Source organism: Streptomyces sp. NBC_00239 (genome assembly GCF_036194065.1).
Classification (GTDB): domain Bacteria; phylum Actinomycetota; class Actinomycetes; order Streptomycetales; family Streptomycetaceae; genus Streptomyces.
This window is the reverse complement of sequence record NZ_CP108095.1, coordinates 3,730,807-3,746,319: the sequence shown is the minus strand read 5'-3', so window position 1 is coordinate 3,746,319 and position 15,513 is coordinate 3,730,807. Positions and strand designations below refer to the sequence as shown.

Genomic DNA, 15,513 nt, shown 5'->3' with positions numbered 1-15,513 from the left:
GGCGTACGGAGACCGCGTCGCGCAGGCAAGGCGCGTACGGAGACCGGGGGCGCGCAGGGCAGGGCGTACCCACGTCACGGCGTAGGCGGGACAGGCCCGACCAGGCCCGTCCCGTCCCGTCCCGTCCGGGTCTCCGACCTCGTCTCAGACCTTCTCGACCGGCACCACCGGGTCGGCCGGGTGCGGAGCCATCGGCAGCAGCGACGCCAGCCGCTGCTCGCACAGCTCGACCAGCTTCCCGTAGGCCTCCTTGCCCATCAGCTCGGTCAGCTCGGCCCGGTACGACACGTACACCGGGTCGCCCGCGCCGTGCGCCGACGTCGCCGACGTGCACCACCAGTGCAGCTCGTGGCCGCCCGGCCCCCAGCCGCGCCGGTCGTACTCGCCGATCGAGACCTGGAGCACCCGCGTGTCGTCAGGCCGGTCGATCCAGTCGTACGTACGGCGGATCGGCAGCTGCCAGCACACGTCCGGCTTCGTCTCCAGCGGCTCACGGTCCTCCCGCAGCGCCAGGATGTGCAGCGAGCAGCCCGCGCCGCCCGCGAAACCGGGACGGTTCTGGAAGATGCACGAGCCCTCCCAGCGGCGGGTCTGCCGCTCGCCGTCCTCGTCCTTCTGCACCCAGCCGGTGGCCGTGCCCACGTCGTGGAACTGCCACAGGTCGGGCGTGAGCCGCGCCACGTGCTCCGCGACCCGCTTCTCGTCGTCCTCGTCGGAGAAGTGCGCGCCCAGCGTGCAGCAGCCGTCCGAGGCCCGGCCGGCCTGGATGCCCTGGCAGCCGCTGCCGAAGATGCAGGTCCAGCGCGAGGTCAGCCAGGTCAGGTCGCAGCGGAAGACCTGCTCGTCGTCCGCCGGGTCGGGAAACTCCACCCACGCGCGCGCGAAGTCGATCCCCACCTCGTCGCCCACCGGCCGCTTCTTCCCCGCCTTGGAGCCCTTGGCGGCGGCCTTGGCCGATTTCGTCTGCTTGGCCTTCTTCGTATTTGGCACAACACAAGCCTAAGCGGGCCTTACCCGTTCCATACCCGCCGAGTGGCGGCGTTGCGGCCGAGTCGCAGTAGCGTTCCGTCCATGAGACTCGGTGTCCTTGATGTGGGTTCGAACACGGTTCATCTGCTGGTGGTGGATGCGCACCCGGGTGCGCGGCCGCTGCCCGCGCACTCCCACAAGGCGGAACTGCGCCTGGCCGAACTGCTGGACGCGGACGGCGCCATAGGAGCCGAGGGCATAGACACACTCGTCGGTGTGATCGCCGGCGCCGCCCAGGCGGCCGAGGACAAGGGCTGCGAGGCCGTGCTGGCCTTCGCGACCTCCGCCGTGCGCGAGGCCGGCAACGCCGACGAGGTACTCGCCCGGGTCCGCGAGGAGACCGGCATCGACCTCCAGGTCCTCAGCGGCGCCGAGGAGGCCCGGCTGACCTTCCTCGCCGTCCGCCGCTGGTTCGGCTGGTCCGCGGGCAAGCTCCTCGTCCTCGACATCGGCGGCGGCTCCCTGGAGGTCGCCTTCGGCATCGACGAGGAGCCCGACGCCGCGGTCTCGCTGCCGCTGGGCGCGGGCCGGCTGACCGCGGGCTGGCTGCCCGGCGACCCCGCGGACCCCGCCGACGTACGGGCGCTGCGCCGGCACGCGCGGGCACAGATCGCGCGGACGGTCCGCGAGTTCGCCCGCTTCGGGGCGCCGGACCACGTCGTGGCCACCTCCAAGACCTTCAAGCAGCTCGCCCGGATCGCGGGCGCCGCGCGCTCGACCGAGGGCCTCTACATCCAGCGCGGGCTCACCCACAAGTCGCTGGAGGAGTGGGTGCCGCGGCTGGCCGCCATGACCGTCGAGGAACGGGCCTCGCTGCCCGGCGTTTCCGAGGGCCGGGCCGGGCAGCTACTCGCCGGGGCGCTCGTCGCCGAGGCCGCCATGGACCTCTTCCGCGTCGACGAGCTGGAGATCTGTCCCTGGGCGCTGCGCGAGGGCATCATCCTGCGCCGCCTCGACCACCTTCCGTAACCGCACCCGGGGAGGGGCCGGCGCCCGCGGGGGTGGGGGCCGGCGGCCGCGGGGAGGGGCCGGCCCCCGGAGCGCGGTGGTCCCGCGCACCCCCTCCCGCGCCGCCCCGTACCCTGTCTCCGTGGCAGATCCAGTGGTGCGCATCCCCGGTGCGAAGGTCGCGCTCTCCACGGCCTCGGTCTATCCGGAGTCGACGGCGACGGCCTTCGAGATCGCCGCGCGCCTGGGCTACGACGGCGTCGAGGTCATGGTCTGGACGGACCCCGTCAGCCAGGACATCGAGGCCCTGCGCCGCCTCAGCGACTACCACCGGGTCCCGATCCTGGCCATCCACGCGCCCTGCCTGCTCATCACCCAGCGGGTATGGTCCACCGACCCGTGGACCAAGCTGCAGCGCGCACAGGCCGCGGCCGAGAAGCTCGGCGCGTCCACCGTGGTGGTGCACCCGCCGTTCCGCTGGCAGCGCCAGTACGCGCGCGACTTCGTGCAGGGCATCTGGCGGATGGCCGACGAGACGGACGTACGGTTCGCGGTCGAGAACATGTACCCGTGGCGCTACCGCGACCGCGAGGTCCTCGCCTACGCACCCGAATGGGACGTCACCAAGGACGACTACCGGCACTTCACGGTCGACCTCTCGCACACCGCGACCGCCCGCGCCGACGCCACCGCGATGATCGACCGGATGGGCGACCGGCTCGCCCACGTCCACCTCGCCGACGGCAACGGCTCCGCCAAGGACGAGCACCTCGTCCCCGGCCGCGGCACCCAGCCCTGCGCCGAGCTGCTGCACCGGCTGGCCCTCGGCGGCTTCGACGGACACGTGGTCATCGAGGTCAACACCCGCCGGGCGATGTCCGCGGCCGAACGCGAAGCGGACCTCGCCGAGGCCCTCGCCTTCACCCGCGAACACCTCGCCACCGAACTCCGCACCCCGCGCGTGCACCGCCCGTGACCGGGCCCGACCCCGCCCCCGACGCCGGCTCGGGCGCGACCCGCCCCCGCCGCGGCCGCGGCCGCCCCTCCCGCGCCGAGGCCGACGACGCCCCCGGCGGCCTCCAGGAGCGCATCCGCCTCGCCGCCCGCGACGAATTCGCCGAACGCGGCTACGACAAGACCTCCGTCCGCGGCATCGCCAAGGCCGCCGGCGTCGACCCGGCCCTCGTCCACCACTACTTCGGGACCAAGGAAGAGGTCTTCGAGGCCGCCGTCGAGATCAGCATCGAGCCCGCCCTGCTCGTGCCCGCCCTCCTCGGCCAGGGCCCCGACGGCATCGGCGAACGCCTCGCCCGCTACTTCCTCGGCGTCTGGGAGAACCCCGCCACCCGGGCCCCGCTGCTCGCCGTCATCCGCTCCGCCCTCACCCACGAGGCCGCCGCGAAGGTGCTGCGCCGCCTGGTGCTCCGCCGGCTGCTGGAGCGGGTCGCCGCCGACCTCGACGTACCGGACCCCACCTTCCGGGCCGAGCTCGCCGCCTCGCACATGGTCGGCATCGCGATCCTGCGGTACGTCCTCCAGGTCGAGCCGCTCGCCTCCGCGGACCCCGAGGACATCGTGGCGATGGTCGCCCCCACCCTGCAGCGCTACCTCACCGAGGCCTGACGCGCCCCGGTGCCCGGACCTGACCGAGTACTGAGCCCCGCGTCCCGCGATGCGGACATGCTGTCCAGATCTTGGAGCCGAGGCGTAGGCTCGTAAACGTCAGATCCGTGTCTCCTGGGGAGTGAACCCGATGCCCGAGCTCCGGTCCCGCACCGTCACCCACGGCCGCAACATGGCGGGCGCGCGCGCCCTTATGCGCGCCTCGGGCGTAGCGAGCGAGGACATCGGCAAGCCGATCATCGCGGTCGCCAACTCCTTCACCGAGTTCGTCCCCGGCCACACCCACCTGGCACCCGTCGGCCGCATCGTCTCCGACGCCATCCGCGCCGCCGGCGCCATCCCGCGCGAGTTCAACACCATCGCCGTCGACGACGGCATCGCCATGGGCCACGCCGGCATGCTGTACTCGCTGCCCTCCCGCGACCTCATCGCGGACAGCGTCGAGTACATGGTCGAAGCACACTGCGCCGACGCCCTGATCTGCATCTCCAACTGCGACAAGATCACCCCCGGCATGCTCATGGCCGCGATGCGCCTGAACATCCCCGTGGTCTTCGTCTCCGGCGGCCCGATGGAAGCCGGCCAGGCCACCCTCGTCGACGGCACCGTCCGCAAGCTCGACCTCGTCAACGCCATCGTCGACGCCGTCAACGAGAACATCTCGGACGAGGACATCCTCCGCATCGAGGAGAACGCCTGCCCGACCTGCGGCTCCTGTTCCGGCATGTTCACCGCCAACTCGATGAACTGCCTCGCCGAGGCCATCGGCCTGGCCCTGCCCGGCAACGGCTCCGTCCTCGCCACCCACACCGCCCGCCGCGCCCTGTACGAGGACGCCGGCCGCACGGTCGTGGAGATCACCAAGCGCTACTACGAGGGCGGCGACGAGTCCGTCCTGCCCCGCAGCATCGCCTCCCGCCAGGCCTTCGAGAACGCCATGGCCCTCGACATCGCCATGGGCGGCTCCACCAACACGATCCTCCACCTCCTGGCCGCCGCCCAGGAAGCCGGCCTGGACTACGACCTCAAGGACATCGACGAGGTCTCGCGCCGCGTCCCCTGCCTCGCCAAGGTCGCCCCGAACGTCGCGCCCGGCGGCACGTACTACATGGAGGACATCCACCGCGCCGGCGGCATCCCCGCGATCCTCGGCGAACTCCACCGCGGCGGCCTCCTCAACAAGGACGTCACCTCGGTCCACTCCGACGGCCTGGACGACTGGCTGGCGAAGTGGGACGCCCGCTCCGGCACCGCCACCGCCGAAGCCATGGAGCTGTGGCACGCGGCCCCCGGCTGCAAGCGCTCCGCGACCGCGTTCTCCCAGTCCGAGCGCTGGGACACCCTCGACCTCGACGCCGAGGGCGGCTGCATCCGCTCCGTCGCGCACGCCTACTCCAAGGACGGCGGCCTCGCCGTGCTGCGCGGCAACATCGCCGAGGACGGCTGCGTCGTCAAGACCGCCGGCGTCGACGAGTCCATCTGGACCTTCGAAGGCCCGGCCGTCGTCTGCGAATCCCAGGACGAGGCCGTCGACAAGATCCTCACCAAGCAGATCAAGGCCGGCGACGTGGTCGTCATCCGCTACGAGGGCCCCAAGGGCGGCCCCGGCATGCAGGAGATGCTCTACCCCACCTCCTTCCTCAAGGGCCGCGGCCTCGGCAAGACCTGCGCCCTGGTGACCGACGGCCGCTTCTCCGGCGGCACCTCCGGCCTCTCCATCGGCCACGCCTCCCCGGAGGCCGCCTCGGGCGGCACGATCGCCCTCGTCGAGGACGGCGACCGCATCCGCATCGACATCCCCCACCGCAGCATCGAGCTGCTCGTCGACGACGCGACCCTGGCCGCCCGCCGCGAAGCCCTCGGCGGCGTGTACGCCCCGAAGGACCGCGTCCGCACCGTCTCGGCCGCCCTGCGCGCCTACGCCGCGATGGCAACCAGCGCCGACAAGGGCGCCGTCCGCGACGTCTCCCAACTGGGCTGACGCCCGGCTCCCCCGACCCCGGAACCTCCCGCCCGCCCGGCGCTTGAGGACCGGGGCCGGTGGGGGAAACGGACCCGCAAGGTGCGCCGCGTCCCGCCGCTACCAGGCGGCGGGATCACGCCCGTCGGCCGCGAACACCGACCCGTCGGGCGCGCTCGCGAACACCCGCCCCCCGGCCACCGGCAACGGCGCAGGCAGCGTAGGCGCAAGCAAACCCGTATCCCCGCCCCGCCGCGGCTCCGTCTGACCCAGCAGCCGCCCCGTACCCGCGTGCACCGCCAGCACCCTGCCGTCCGCCGCCGACAGGTACACCCGGTCCCCGGCCGGAGCCGGCCGCGACACCCGCGACACCAGCGTCTCCAGCCGCCACCGCTCCGCCGGCTTCGACGCGTCCGCCGTCTGCACGGCGGTCAGCCCGCCCGCGAAGCCGATCAGGTACACGGTCCCGTCCGCGCCCACCGCCGCCTGCGCCTGGTCCACCGGCGACCCCAGCACCAGCCGCCGCACCGACCGCGTGGCCAGGTCGATCCGCACCACGGCGTCCGTGAGCGAGAACCGGTCGCTGCGCAACAGGAACAAGGCCCCCGCCGTACTCCCCGCCGGAGCCAACTGCCCGTCCACGCGCAGCCGCCACCGCACCACACCGCTCTCCGCCACCACCGCCACCACGGAGGTCGAAGCCCCGTCCGCAGTCGGCGTCGCCACGAACACCAGGCCGCGCCCGGCACCGGCACCGTCACCCGAGGCCGCACCAGCACCGGCACCGGCACCGGCACGGGAAGCCGCACCCGCACCAGAAGTGGCACCCGCGTCCGCCCCCGCCACCAGCGCCGCTCCGACCCCGCCCACCCGCTTCGACCACAGTCGGCGGCCGGTCGCCGAGTCCAGCGCGGTGACCTGCCCGTCCGGGGCGCTCACCAGCACCGTCGCCCGGCCCGCGCCCGCGTGCACCAGCGACGCCGACACCGGCAGTCGCTCGGACCACCGCACCGCGCCGGTATCCGGATCCCGTGCCTCCAGCCGGCGCCCGTCCGCCGCGACCGTGTGCACCAGCCCGCCGGCCGGCACCGGAGCCCGGTCCTCCGACACCCGGGTCCCGCCGTCGGCCGCCTTCACCGACCAGCGCACCGACCCGTCCGCCTGCGCCAGCCGGGCCGCCCCGACGCCCGGCCCCTTGCAGTACAGCGCCCCGTCCCCGGCGGCCGAGCACACCGGCATCCCGCCGCCTTGCCCCAGCCGTACCGACCAGGGCGCGAGCACGCCCGGCGCCGCCGCGACCCCGCCCACCGGCCGACTCCCCGGCCGGTCATCCGTACGGTCCGCACCGCCCGCACCGCCGAAGACGTACGCGGCCACCCCCGCACCCGCGAGCAGCACCCCGGCGCCCACGACGGCCGGCCACCGCGACCGCCCCGACCACGCCCGGACCCGTCGGCGAACCGACCCCTCCGGCTGCGCCGACCCCTCCCGCTTCGCCGGCTCCTCCGCCCCTAGCGGCTCCGCCGACGCCGTGTGGATCCGCGCCCGCCGGTGCGTGGAGACCTCGTCCGTCCGCGGCTGCCGCGGGGCGGGTATGAACGCCCGGGTGTCCTCCGACGTCGGATACGCGGCCGACCGCAGCGCCGCGAGCAGCGCGTCCGTCGTCGGCCGGTCCTTCGGGTCCTTCTCCAGGCAGCGCGCGATCAGCGGCGCCAGCGCTGCGGGAACCCCCGTCAGATCCGGTTCGTGGTGCACGACCTGATAGGCCACCAGGTACGGGCTGTCCGAGTCGAAGGGGCCGCGCCCGGTGGCGGCGTGCACGAGCACCGCGCCCATCGCGAACACGTCCGCCTCGGGCCCCACCTCCCGCGGCCGCTGGAACTGCTCCGGCGCCATGAACGGCGGCGTCCCGATCAACTTCCCCGTCTCGGTGCGCAGATCACTGTCGTACGGACGCGATATGCCGAAGTCGATGACCTTCGGGCCGTCCGCCGCCATCAGCACATTGCTCGGCTTCAGGTCCCGGTGCACCACCCCGGCGCGGTGGATGTCGCGCAGCGCCTCGGCGAGCCCCGCGCCCAGCCGGCTCAGCTCCACCGTGTCCAACGGCTTCCGCTTCACCTGCTCGGCGAGCGTGGGCCCCTCCACGAACAGCGTCGCCATCCACGGCCGTTCGGAGTCCGGGTCGGCGTCGACGACGGCCGCGGTGAAGGCGCCGGAGACCCGGCGGGCGGCCGCGACCTCCTGCCGGAACCGCGCTCTGAACTCGGGATCCGCCGCGAACTCCGCGTGCACCACCTTGACGGCGAGCCGCAGCCCGGACGCGGACGTGGCCAGTTGCACGACCCCCATGCCGCCGGAACCCAGGACGGATTCCAGCCGGTACTGCCCGGCGTATTCCGGATGGGCCGACTGCGCTGAATCTGCTGGGCGCGGCATGCCCACCCCCCGTGTGCTTGTCGCCGACGCGCCCATCGAGCCTAGTCGACCCTTGCTAACCTGCGCGAGTGACGCACGGTGAAGCATTGGGGGAGAGCAATGGGGGAGGGGCAGCCGCAGATGGCCACTGAAGCAATTGCCACGCGCTATCCGGTCGCACCGGGCTACCGCGTGAACGTCCGCAGCGGACCGGGCACCAGCTATTCGATCGTGAAGGTCCTGCCGTACGACGCGTACGTGCCGATCTACTGCCAGTGCACCGGCACCACGGTCAGCGGCCCGTACGGCACCAGCAACATCTGGGACAACATCGCGAACGGCCAGTTCGTCGCCGACGCGTACGTGAACACGGGCCGTGACGGCTACGTGGCGCCCCGCTGCTCCTGAGGCCGGGGGCGCGACCGGGGGATAATCGCTGATGTGAGCGATGACCCGAACACCTCGACCGGCCTGCCGGCCGGACCGCAGCCGGAGCCGATCCGCTTCTTCGGCACGACGTGGCTGAACCACGACGGCGGCTACGCACTGCGCCGCGTCGGCTTCGCCGCCGGCTCGCTGGCCGCCGCCGTGGCCTCGGCCTTCGTCCTGAAGTTCGCGTACGAAGGCCTTGAGATCGGAAACGTGGGCGGCTTCGTGTCGCTCACCGTCGTCCTGATGTTCGCGATCTGCAGCGCGATCGCCTTCACCAAGACCTGGGAGGGCTTCGGCCGCCGCCTTTCGTCCGCCGCGGACGAGTCCTCGCTCAAGGGCCTCAAGGCCATCGGTTTCATCGGTGTCCTCGCGGCCTATTTCATCCGTTCCCTCTTCGAGGCCCCGGGCGAGAAACTCCACCGCGCCGAATACGAAGCGGCCACCACCCAATTCCACCGCCGCCGCTCCACCCGCACCGGCAACCCGGCCGCCCGGCAGCCGAAGCGCAAGAAGTAGGTCGCCCCTCCACCCGGACGGCACAGCGTCCGTCGGCGTGTCGCGCCGTGGGGTATCCATCTGGCTACCCCGTGTGGCGACCGCCGGTGATCGACCATAACTTCACAAATATGACGAAACGCCAGCTTATGTGCCTCGCCTGCACGGCAGTCGTCGTGGCCGCGGGCACCGGTGCAGCCGCGCCGTCCCCCGCTCGGGCCCGACACACGGTGCGCCCCGGGCACTCGATCCAGGCCGCGGTGGACGCCGCCAGGCCGGGCGACATCATCATCGTGCTGCCCGGCACCTACTACGAGAACGTGCTGATCACCAAGAGACTGAGCCTGCGGGGCCAGGGCACCAAGACGGTGATCAGGCCTCCGGCCACGGCTGCCGCGCCGGGCACCCCGGTCGCGCCCGCGGCCCCGGCCGCCTCCGGGACGCCGGCCGCCTCCGGGACGCCGGCCGCCTCCGGACGGGCGATCGCCTGCTCGCAGGCCGACAGCGGCATCTGCGTCATGGGAACGGCCGAGCATCCCCTCGTCGGCGTGGACATCCGGTCGCTGAAGGTCTCGGGCTTCAAGCGCAACGGCATCTGGGCCTCCTACACCGACCGGCTCAGCGTCCAGCGGGTGACCGCCGCGAAGAACGGCGTCTGGGGCATCGCCCAGGAGAGGTCCACCCGCGGCCTCTTCAGTGACAACGTCGCCCGCGACAACGTCGAGTCGGGCCTGTTCATCGCCAACACCGTCGACCGTGAGGGCGGCGCCACCGACACCCGGGGCACAGTGGTCCGGAAGAACACGCTGACGGGCAACCGGATCGGAGTCACCGTCCGGCGGGTCAGGAACCTCGCGGTGCACACCAACGACGTCACCGGCAACTGCGGCGGCATCTTCGTCGTCGGGGACGAGGGCGAGCCCGGCGCCGGAGACATGACCATCCGCGACAACCGGATCCACAAGAACAACAAGTTCTGCAAGGGCAACAGCCGTCTCCCCGACATCCAGGGCGTCGGCATCGTCCTCACCGGCGCGGAGGAGACGCTCGTGCGGCGGAACTCCATCCGCGACAACGTCGGCTCCTCCCCGCTGTCGGGCGGAATCCTGCTGTTCAAGAGCTTCGTGGGCGCGACGAACACCGACAACGTCATCCAGGACAACGTGGTGAGGGACAACAAGCCGGCGGACCTCGCCAACCAGGGGACCGGAACCGGCAACCAGTTCGTCGACAACCGGTGCGATACCTCCGTACCGGCCGGGATGTGCTGACGAGTGGCCCCCCTGATCAGCAGAATCGAGGCCCCATGACCACGGTAAGTCCCACCCCCACCCCGGTCCCCGCCCCCCAGCACACCCCCCTGCCGGCCATGCGGCTGCGCGAGCTCGTCTTCGGAGCCGCCTGCGCCGCGGCGGTACGGGCCGCGGCCCGCCTCGGCGTCGCGGACGCGCTCGGCGAGACGCCCGCCACCGCCGCCGAACTCGCCACGGCGCTGACCTGCGAGCCCAAACCCCTGCACCGGCTGATGCGCGCCCTGTCCTGCTACGGCGTCTTCGCGGAGACGCAGGACGGGAAGTTCGTCCACACCGAGATGTCCCGGCTGCTGCGCGAGGACGACCCGCACAGCCTGCGCTACATCACCCTGTGGTGCACGGAGCCCTGGACCTGGCAGGCCTGGCCGAAGCTCGACGACGCGGTGCGCTCCGGCGGGAGCGTGTTCCACGACCTCTTCGGCAAGGGCTTCTTCGACTACCTCCACCAGGACGCGCACGAGTCGGCCCACGTCTTCAACCAGGCCATGACCACCTCCAGCGTGCAGTCGGCCCTCGACGTCGCCGGGCTCCTCGACCTCACCGGGGTGTCCGTGGTCGCGGACATCGGCGGCGGCCAGGGGCACGTACTGGCGAGCCTGCTGGAGAAACACCCGACGGTACGGGGCGTGCTGCTCGACCTGCCCGGCGTGGTGGAGCGGGCGGATCCGCGGCTGCGGGAGGGCGGATCGCTCGCGCCGCGTGCCGAGATCCTCCCCGGCGACTGCCGCGACGGCATCCCGGTCGAGGCCGATCTCTACATCATCAAGAACATCCTGGAGTGGGACGACGACAGCACCCGCAGGACCCTGCGGAACGTCATCGAGGCGGCCCGCCCCGGCGCCCGGGTCGTCGTCATCGAGAACCTCGTCGACGACACCCCGTCGATGAAGTTCACCACCGCCATGGACCTGTTGCTGCTGCTCAACGTCGGCGGCGCGAAGCACACCAAGCAGAGCCTGGTCGACCGGATGGCCGAGGCCGGGCTGGTCGTGGGCGAGGTCCGGCCGGTCAACCCGTACCTGCACGCGTTCGAGTCCACCGTGCCCGCATAACCCGCGGGCTCCGCAGCCCCGCGCCCCGGCCCGGCGTCGTCGTCGGGTCGGGGCGGGGCGGTCGGGCGGTCCTGCGGTGCGTCAGGGGGTCGCGTCGCGCTGCCACCGGTAGAAGGCGTGGGCCATCGCGTCCTTCGGGTCGCGCCAGGTCTCGGGGTCGTACGGACTGACGAACGACGTGAGCCGGCGGCTGATGTCCTGGAACGACTCGTGATCCTTCACCTTCGCGATCGCGGGGCCGGGGGGCCGGTCGCCCTCGATCAGGTGCAGGTAGACGTCACCGAACTGGAACAGCGTGCGCCTGGTGACTCCCACCAGGCCGGGCAGTTCGCCGGAGTCCGAGGCGGCGAACAGCTCCGCGATGTGCGGCGCCGAGTCCGGTGCCATGCGGGCGACGATCAGAGCTTGGTGCATCGGTGCGGATCCCTTCTCGGTCCGCCGGGGACGGCGGACCGTGGCGGCGGATGTCAGGTGGCCGTGACCGAGGCCGTTCGGCGCTCCGGGTCGCGCTGCTCGATCCGGTCCCGGATGAGTTCCATCTGGACGCGCGAGTTGCGGTTGATGTTCGCGGTCATCCAGTCGTCGTCGACCGGCGCGTCGGGCCGCATCGCGAAGTCCTGCGTCCAGTGCATCAGGACGCCGCCCGGCACCTCGGAGTACTCCCACAGGATGTCCATGTGCTGGAACGGGCCGGGTTCGATGCGGCGGGCGCGGACCGTGAGCGCCTTGCGGTCGGTGACCCGCTCCGAGACCCAGCTCCAGACCTTGCCGTTCTCGTCGGGGTGCATGGTGAGGCGGAACGCCGTCCGGTTGCCCTCCCGTTCGAGGACCTCGACCGACGCGTACTCGCTGAACAGCCGCGGCCAGTTCTCGATGTCGTTGGTGACGTCCCAGACGAGGTCCAGGGGGGCGGCGATGACGATCTCGTTCTCGGTGTGTCCGGGCACCTCAGACTCCAGTCTTCAGGGTGGCGTTGACGAGGTCGAGGAACTCCCTCGGCGTCTTGCACTTGTCCGCGTCGGTCGGCAGCGGCCGGCCGCTGCGGTTCTCCAGCTCGCCCACGATGCCGAGCAGTCCCAGCGAGTCCAGGCCCCACTCGTCGAACGGGGTGTCGGGGCGGCTCGCCATGTCGACGGCGTCGACCGTGACGCCGGCTCCCGACTTCATCAGGGTGGCCAGCTCTTCGATGCTCAGGTGATCGGTCATGATGACTTCTCCTTGGCTGCGTTCCTCACGGTGCTTCGGCTGCGTTCCTCACAGTGGTCACGAGGGGTGGTCGGTGGCGCGCCGCAGTACCAGCGCCGAGTTCGAGCCCATCAGCCCGCGACTCAGCACCAGGGCCGTCCGGACGTCGGCGGGACGCGCCCGTCCGGTCACGAGGTCGATGTCGTGACAGACGTCGAAGACGTTCGGCGTGGGGGGGATCAGGCCGTGTTCCATGGCCAGTACCGCGGTGGCCGCGTCCAACACGGGCGCACCGCAGTACGCCCTTCCGATGCCTGACTTCGGGGCCGTCACCGGCACCCGCCGGCCGTGGTCGCCGAGCGCGTCGGTGAGGGCCAGTGCCTCGGCGCGGTCGGCCTCCGGCGTCCCCATGGCGTCGGCGAAGACCACGTCGACGTCCTCGGGTGCGCAGTCGGCCTCCCGCAGGGCGCCGCGGATCGCGTGGGCCAGGCCTTCCCGCGACCGCTCCCAGCGTGCGGGCCCGGTGAAGGTCGCGGCGTGACCCGCGACCGTCGCACGGACGGATGCCCCGCGGCGGCGAGCCGCTCCCTCTTCCTCGACGACCAGGACGGCACCCCCTTCGGCGGGCACGAAACCACAGGCCTCGGAGGTGAACGGGCGGTAGGCCCGGTCCGGGTCCCCGCTCGTGCTCAGATCCTCGTATCCCAGCTGGCAGACCATCGAGTAGGGCGCGAGCGGAGCCTCCGCGGCACCGACCACGACCGCATCGGTGCCCAGCCGGACGGCCCGGGCGGCGTGGGCGAAGGCGTCCAGGCCGCCGGCCTCGTCGCTGGCGACGACCCCGCAGGGGCCCTTGAGCCCGGCGCGGATGGAGATCTGGCCGGTGCTCGCCGCGTAGAACCAGGCGATCGACTGGTACGGCCCGACGAAGCGGGGGCCCTGCCCCCACAGCCGCTGGAGCTCGCGCTGGCCGAATTCGCCTCCACCGGAACCGGCCGCCGTGACGACGCCCACCGCGTAGGGGGAGTCCTCGTAGTCGGCGCGGCCGAGCCGGGCGTCGTCCATGGCGAGGTCGGCGGCGACCATCGCGTAGTGCGTGAACCGGTCGGTCTGGACGAGGTAGCGCTCTTCGATCAGTTCCGCGGGGTCGAAGTCGCGCACTTCGCCCGCCACCCGGAGGGGCAGGTGCTCGCACCCCTCGCGCGTCACCCGGTCGAGGACGGCGATGCCTTCCACCGTCGCCTTCCAGAAGACCTCGGCGCCGATGCCGTTGGGGGCTACGACGCCCAGGCCGGTGACCACCGTCCGCCGGTCCGTGCCGGAACTCATGAGGTCCTCCCACCGGGACGGGTCATGACGACCGCCGACTGGAAGCCGCCGAAGCCGCTGCCGACCGACAGGACGGTCCGCAGTTTCAGGGGCCGGGCCGTGCGCGGCACGTAGTCCAGGTCGCACTCGGGGTCCGGCGTCTCGTAGTTCGCCGTGGGCGGCGCCACCTGGTGCGTGAGAGCCAGGGTGCAGGCCACGAGCTCGATCGCGCCGATGGCGCCCAGGGAGTGGCCCACCATGGATTTGATGGAGCTCATGGGGACCTTGTAGGCGTGTGCGCCCAGGGAGCGTTTGACCGCCGCGGTCTCGTGCCGGTCGTTCTGTTTGGTGCCGGAACCGTGCGCGTTGACGTAGTCGACGGCCGAGCCGGCGATCCGGGTGTGGGCGAGGGCGGTGTCGATGGCCTTGGCCATCTCCAGGCCCTCGGGGGTCAGCCCGGTCATGTGGTACGCGTTGCCGAAGGTGGCGTACCCGCGGATCTCGCAATGCACGGTCGCACCGCGGGCCTTGGCGTGTTCGAGCTCCTCCAGGACGAGGACGGCCCCGCCCTCGCCCATCACGAACCCGTCCCGGTTGGCGTCGAACGGCCGCGAGGCGTGGGCCGGGTCGTCGTTGTTGGGAGACGTCGCCTTGATCGCGTCGAAGCAGGCCACGGTGATGGGGGAGATCGGCGAGTCCGACGCGCCGGCTATGCAGACGTCGACCCTGCCCTCCTCGATGGCGTGGAAGGCGTACCCGACCGCGTCCAGCCCGGACGTGCATCCGGTCGACACGGTCTGCACCGGCCCGTGCGCGCCGATCTCCTCGGCCACAGCGGAGGCCAGGGAGCTCGGGGAGAACGCCCGGTGCAGGTGCGGGTCCGCCCGCCGGTGGTCCACGTCCCAGCGGGCTCCCTTGCTGCTGACACCGACGTAGTCGTGTTCCAGCCGCGTGGTGCCGCCGACCGCGGTGCCCAGGGAGACCCCGATGCGCCAGGGGTCCTCCTTCTCGGGGTCGAGACCGGCGTCCCGCACTGCTTCGCGGGCGGCCACGAGGGCGAACTGCACGTACCGGTCCGAGCGGGCGATCTGCTCCGCGTCGAGGCCGAGTGCCAACGGATCGAAGTCGACTTCGGCGGCGATGCGCGAGCGGAACCCCTCCGCGTCGAAGAAGGTGATGGCCCGCGTCGCGGTGCGGCCGTTCGACAGGAGGTCCCAGAACGCGGGTACCCCCACGCCTCCGGGGGCGACGACGCCGAGACCGGTGACCGCGACCCGGCGGGTCACGAAACCACCCCGGCCCGTTCGGGCGGCCGGCCCTGCTCGACGCCTTCGACGTGCTCGGTGTCGACGTGCCCCAGTTCCGGGCGGGGTGCCAGCGGGCCGAGGTGGAAGACCATCCTGGCCTCGCTCTTCCCGACGTTGCGGAACCGGTGCCGCACGTCGATCGGGATCAGCAGCCCCTGGTCGGGCCGCAGCGCGTGCGGCTCCCCGTCCAGGTCCACTTCCAGCAGACCCTGCACCACGTACACGAACTCCTCGGAGTACGGGTGGTAGTGCTCGGCGATGCTCTCACCGGGCTGAATCAGCGCCAGCCCCATGAAACCGCTGGTGGCACCGACGGCGGTCGGTGTGAGCATCGCCCGCAGGTCGCCTCCGCGCCTGCGGTTGGGCTGGACGTCACTGAGATCCACGATGAGATGGCTGTGCGTGGTCATGTCTGCGTGCTCCAGTGGTGTGTGCAGAAGGGG

16 protein-coding genes are annotated in these 15,513 nt (G+C 72.2%); 8 read left to right on the top strand and 8 right to left on the bottom strand.

The window, feature by feature from the left end; genetic code table 11:
• Nucleotides 1–144: 144 nt before the first annotated feature.
• Nucleotides 145–990 (bottom strand): hypothetical protein, encoded by an 846-nt coding sequence (locus OG764_RS16400; RefSeq protein ID WP_328969156.1) that lies wholly within the window; start codon nucleotides 988–990, stop codon nucleotides 145–147.
• Between the two features lie 81 nt (nucleotides 991–1,071).
• On the opposite strand from OG764_RS16400, the gene OG764_RS16395 reads away from it, so the two are divergent.
• The 4 genes from OG764_RS16395 (at nucleotide 1,072) to ilvD (ending at nucleotide 5,581) form a co-directional block, all read left to right on the top strand.
• Nucleotides 1,072–1,998: a Ppx/GppA phosphatase family protein gene (locus OG764_RS16395; protein WP_328969155.1), complete on the top strand. Its 927-nt coding sequence runs from the start codon at nucleotides 1,072–1,074 to the stop codon at nucleotides 1,996–1,998.
• A gap of 121 nt (nucleotides 1,999–2,119) precedes the next feature.
• Nucleotides 2,120–2,953 carry a sugar phosphate isomerase/epimerase family protein gene (locus tag OG764_RS16390; RefSeq protein ID WP_328969154.1) on the top strand — a complete coding sequence of 278 codons (834 nt, stop codon included), beginning with the start codon at nucleotides 2,120–2,122 and terminating at the stop codon, nucleotides 2,951–2,953.
• Nucleotides 2,950–3,600, top strand: a complete 651-nt coding sequence (locus OG764_RS16385) for a TetR/AcrR family transcriptional regulator (protein WP_328969153.1) — start codon at nucleotides 2,950–2,952, stop codon at nucleotides 3,598–3,600. Before OG764_RS16390 ends, OG764_RS16385 begins: the two co-directional genes overlap by 4 nt.
• Nucleotides 3,601–3,730: 130 nt before the next feature.
• Complete coding sequence (gene ilvD, locus OG764_RS16380; RefSeq protein ID WP_328969152.1) at nucleotides 3,731–5,581, top strand: dihydroxy-acid dehydratase; 1,851 nt, start codon at nucleotides 3,731–3,733, stop codon at nucleotides 5,579–5,581.
• 99 nt (nucleotides 5,582–5,680) lie between these two features.
• Here the strand turns inward: ilvD and OG764_RS16375 are convergent, their stop codons facing one another.
• Nucleotides 5,681–7,999, bottom strand: coding sequence for a protein kinase domain-containing protein (locus OG764_RS16375; protein ID WP_328969151.1), 2,319 nt, complete (start codon nucleotides 7,997–7,999; stop codon nucleotides 5,681–5,683).
• A gap of 99 nt (nucleotides 8,000–8,098) precedes the next feature.
• Between OG764_RS16375 and OG764_RS16370 the strand changes: the two genes are divergently transcribed.
• The 4 genes from OG764_RS16370 to OG764_RS16355 all read left to right on the top strand — a co-directional run bounded on the left by OG764_RS16370 (nucleotide 8,099) and on the right by OG764_RS16355 (nucleotide 11,270).
• On the top strand, nucleotides 8,099–8,386 hold the full coding sequence (locus OG764_RS16370) for an SH3 domain-containing protein (protein ID WP_328969150.1): 288 nt from the start codon (nucleotides 8,099–8,101) through the stop codon (nucleotides 8,384–8,386).
• A 24-nt stretch (nucleotides 8,387–8,410) separates the two neighbouring features.
• Nucleotides 8,411–8,926 (top strand): hypothetical protein, encoded by a 516-nt coding sequence (locus tag OG764_RS16365; protein ID WP_328973036.1) that lies wholly within the window; start codon nucleotides 8,411–8,413, stop codon nucleotides 8,924–8,926.
• Between the two features lie 110 nt (nucleotides 8,927–9,036).
• Complete coding sequence (locus OG764_RS16360) at nucleotides 9,037–10,176, top strand: right-handed parallel beta-helix repeat-containing protein (RefSeq protein WP_328969149.1); 1,140 nt, start codon at nucleotides 9,037–9,039, stop codon at nucleotides 10,174–10,176.
• A gap of 35 nt (nucleotides 10,177–10,211) precedes the next feature.
• Nucleotides 10,212–11,270 (top strand): methyltransferase, encoded by a 1,059-nt coding sequence (locus OG764_RS16355; protein ID WP_328969148.1) that lies wholly within the window; start codon nucleotides 10,212–10,214, stop codon nucleotides 11,268–11,270.
• 81 nt (nucleotides 11,271–11,351) lie between these two features.
• Here OG764_RS16355 and OG764_RS16350 read toward each other — a convergent pair whose 3' ends face one another.
• The 6 genes from OG764_RS16350 to OG764_RS16325 are packed head-to-tail and all read right to left on the bottom strand — an operon-like array spanning nucleotide 11,352 to nucleotide 15,480.
• Entirely contained in the window at nucleotides 11,352–11,684 is a 333-nt protein-coding gene (locus tag OG764_RS16350; RefSeq protein WP_328969147.1) for a TcmI family type II polyketide cyclase, read from the bottom strand.
• A 53-nt stretch (nucleotides 11,685–11,737) separates the two neighbouring features.
• Complete coding sequence (locus tag OG764_RS16345; RefSeq protein WP_328969146.1) at nucleotides 11,738–12,217, bottom strand: SRPBCC family protein; 480 nt, start codon at nucleotides 12,215–12,217, stop codon at nucleotides 11,738–11,740.
• 1 nt (nucleotide 12,218) lies between these two features.
• The gene (locus tag OG764_RS16340; protein ID WP_328969145.1) at nucleotides 12,219–12,476 is read right to left on the bottom strand and encodes an acyl carrier protein; all 258 of its coding nucleotides are present in this window, start codon (nucleotides 12,474–12,476) and stop codon (nucleotides 12,219–12,221) included.
• Between the two features lie 57 nt (nucleotides 12,477–12,533).
• Entirely contained in the window at nucleotides 12,534–13,784 is a 1,251-nt protein-coding gene (locus tag OG764_RS16335; RefSeq protein WP_328969144.1) for a ketosynthase chain-length factor, read from the bottom strand.
• A complete protein-coding gene (locus OG764_RS16330; RefSeq protein ID WP_328969143.1) occupies nucleotides 13,781–15,049 on the bottom strand; it encodes a beta-ketoacyl-[acyl-carrier-protein] synthase family protein in 1,269 nt (422 codons plus the stop codon). The genes OG764_RS16335 and OG764_RS16330 overlap by 4 nt, the downstream gene beginning before the upstream one ends.
• The gene (locus tag OG764_RS16325) at nucleotides 15,046–15,480 is read right to left on the bottom strand and encodes a cupin domain-containing protein (RefSeq protein WP_328969142.1); all 435 of its coding nucleotides are present in this window, start codon (nucleotides 15,478–15,480) and stop codon (nucleotides 15,046–15,048) included. Before OG764_RS16325 ends, OG764_RS16330 begins: the two co-directional genes overlap by 4 nt.
• Nucleotides 15,481–15,513: the final 33 nt, after the last annotated feature.

Bases quoted from the DNA above. Each gene is read 5' to 3' on its own strand.
- OG764_RS16395 (WP_328969155.1), top strand. From the start codon at position 1,072: ATGAGACTCGGTGTCCTTGATGTGGGTTCGAACACGGTTCATCTGCTG.
- ilvD (WP_328969152.1), top strand. From the start codon at position 3,731: ATGCCCGAGCTCCGGTCCCGCACCGTCACCCACGGCCGCAACATGGCG.
- OG764_RS16375 (WP_328969151.1), bottom strand. From the start codon at position 7,999: ATGCCGCGCCCAGCAGATTCAGCGCAGTCGGCCCATCCGGAATACGCC.
- OG764_RS16370 (WP_328969150.1), top strand. From the start codon at position 8,099: ATGGGGGAGGGGCAGCCGCAGATGGCCACTGAAGCAATTGCCACGCGC.
- OG764_RS16360 (WP_328969149.1), top strand. From the start codon at position 9,037: ATGACGAAACGCCAGCTTATGTGCCTCGCCTGCACGGCAGTCGTCGTG.
- OG764_RS16355 (WP_328969148.1), top strand. From the start codon at position 10,212: ATGACCACGGTAAGTCCCACCCCCACCCCGGTCCCCGCCCCCCAGCAC.
- OG764_RS16350 (WP_328969147.1), bottom strand. From the start codon at position 11,684: ATGCACCAAGCTCTGATCGTCGCCCGCATGGCACCGGACTCGGCGCCG.
- OG764_RS16340 (WP_328969145.1), bottom strand. From the start codon at position 12,476: ATGACCGATCACCTGAGCATCGAAGAGCTGGCCACCCTGATGAAGTCG.
- OG764_RS16335 (WP_328969144.1), bottom strand. From the start codon at position 13,784: ATGAGTTCCGGCACGGACCGGCGGACGGTGGTCACCGGCCTGGGCGTC.
- OG764_RS16325 (WP_328969142.1), bottom strand. From the start codon at position 15,480: ATGACCACGCACAGCCATCTCATCGTGGATCTCAGTGACGTCCAGCCC.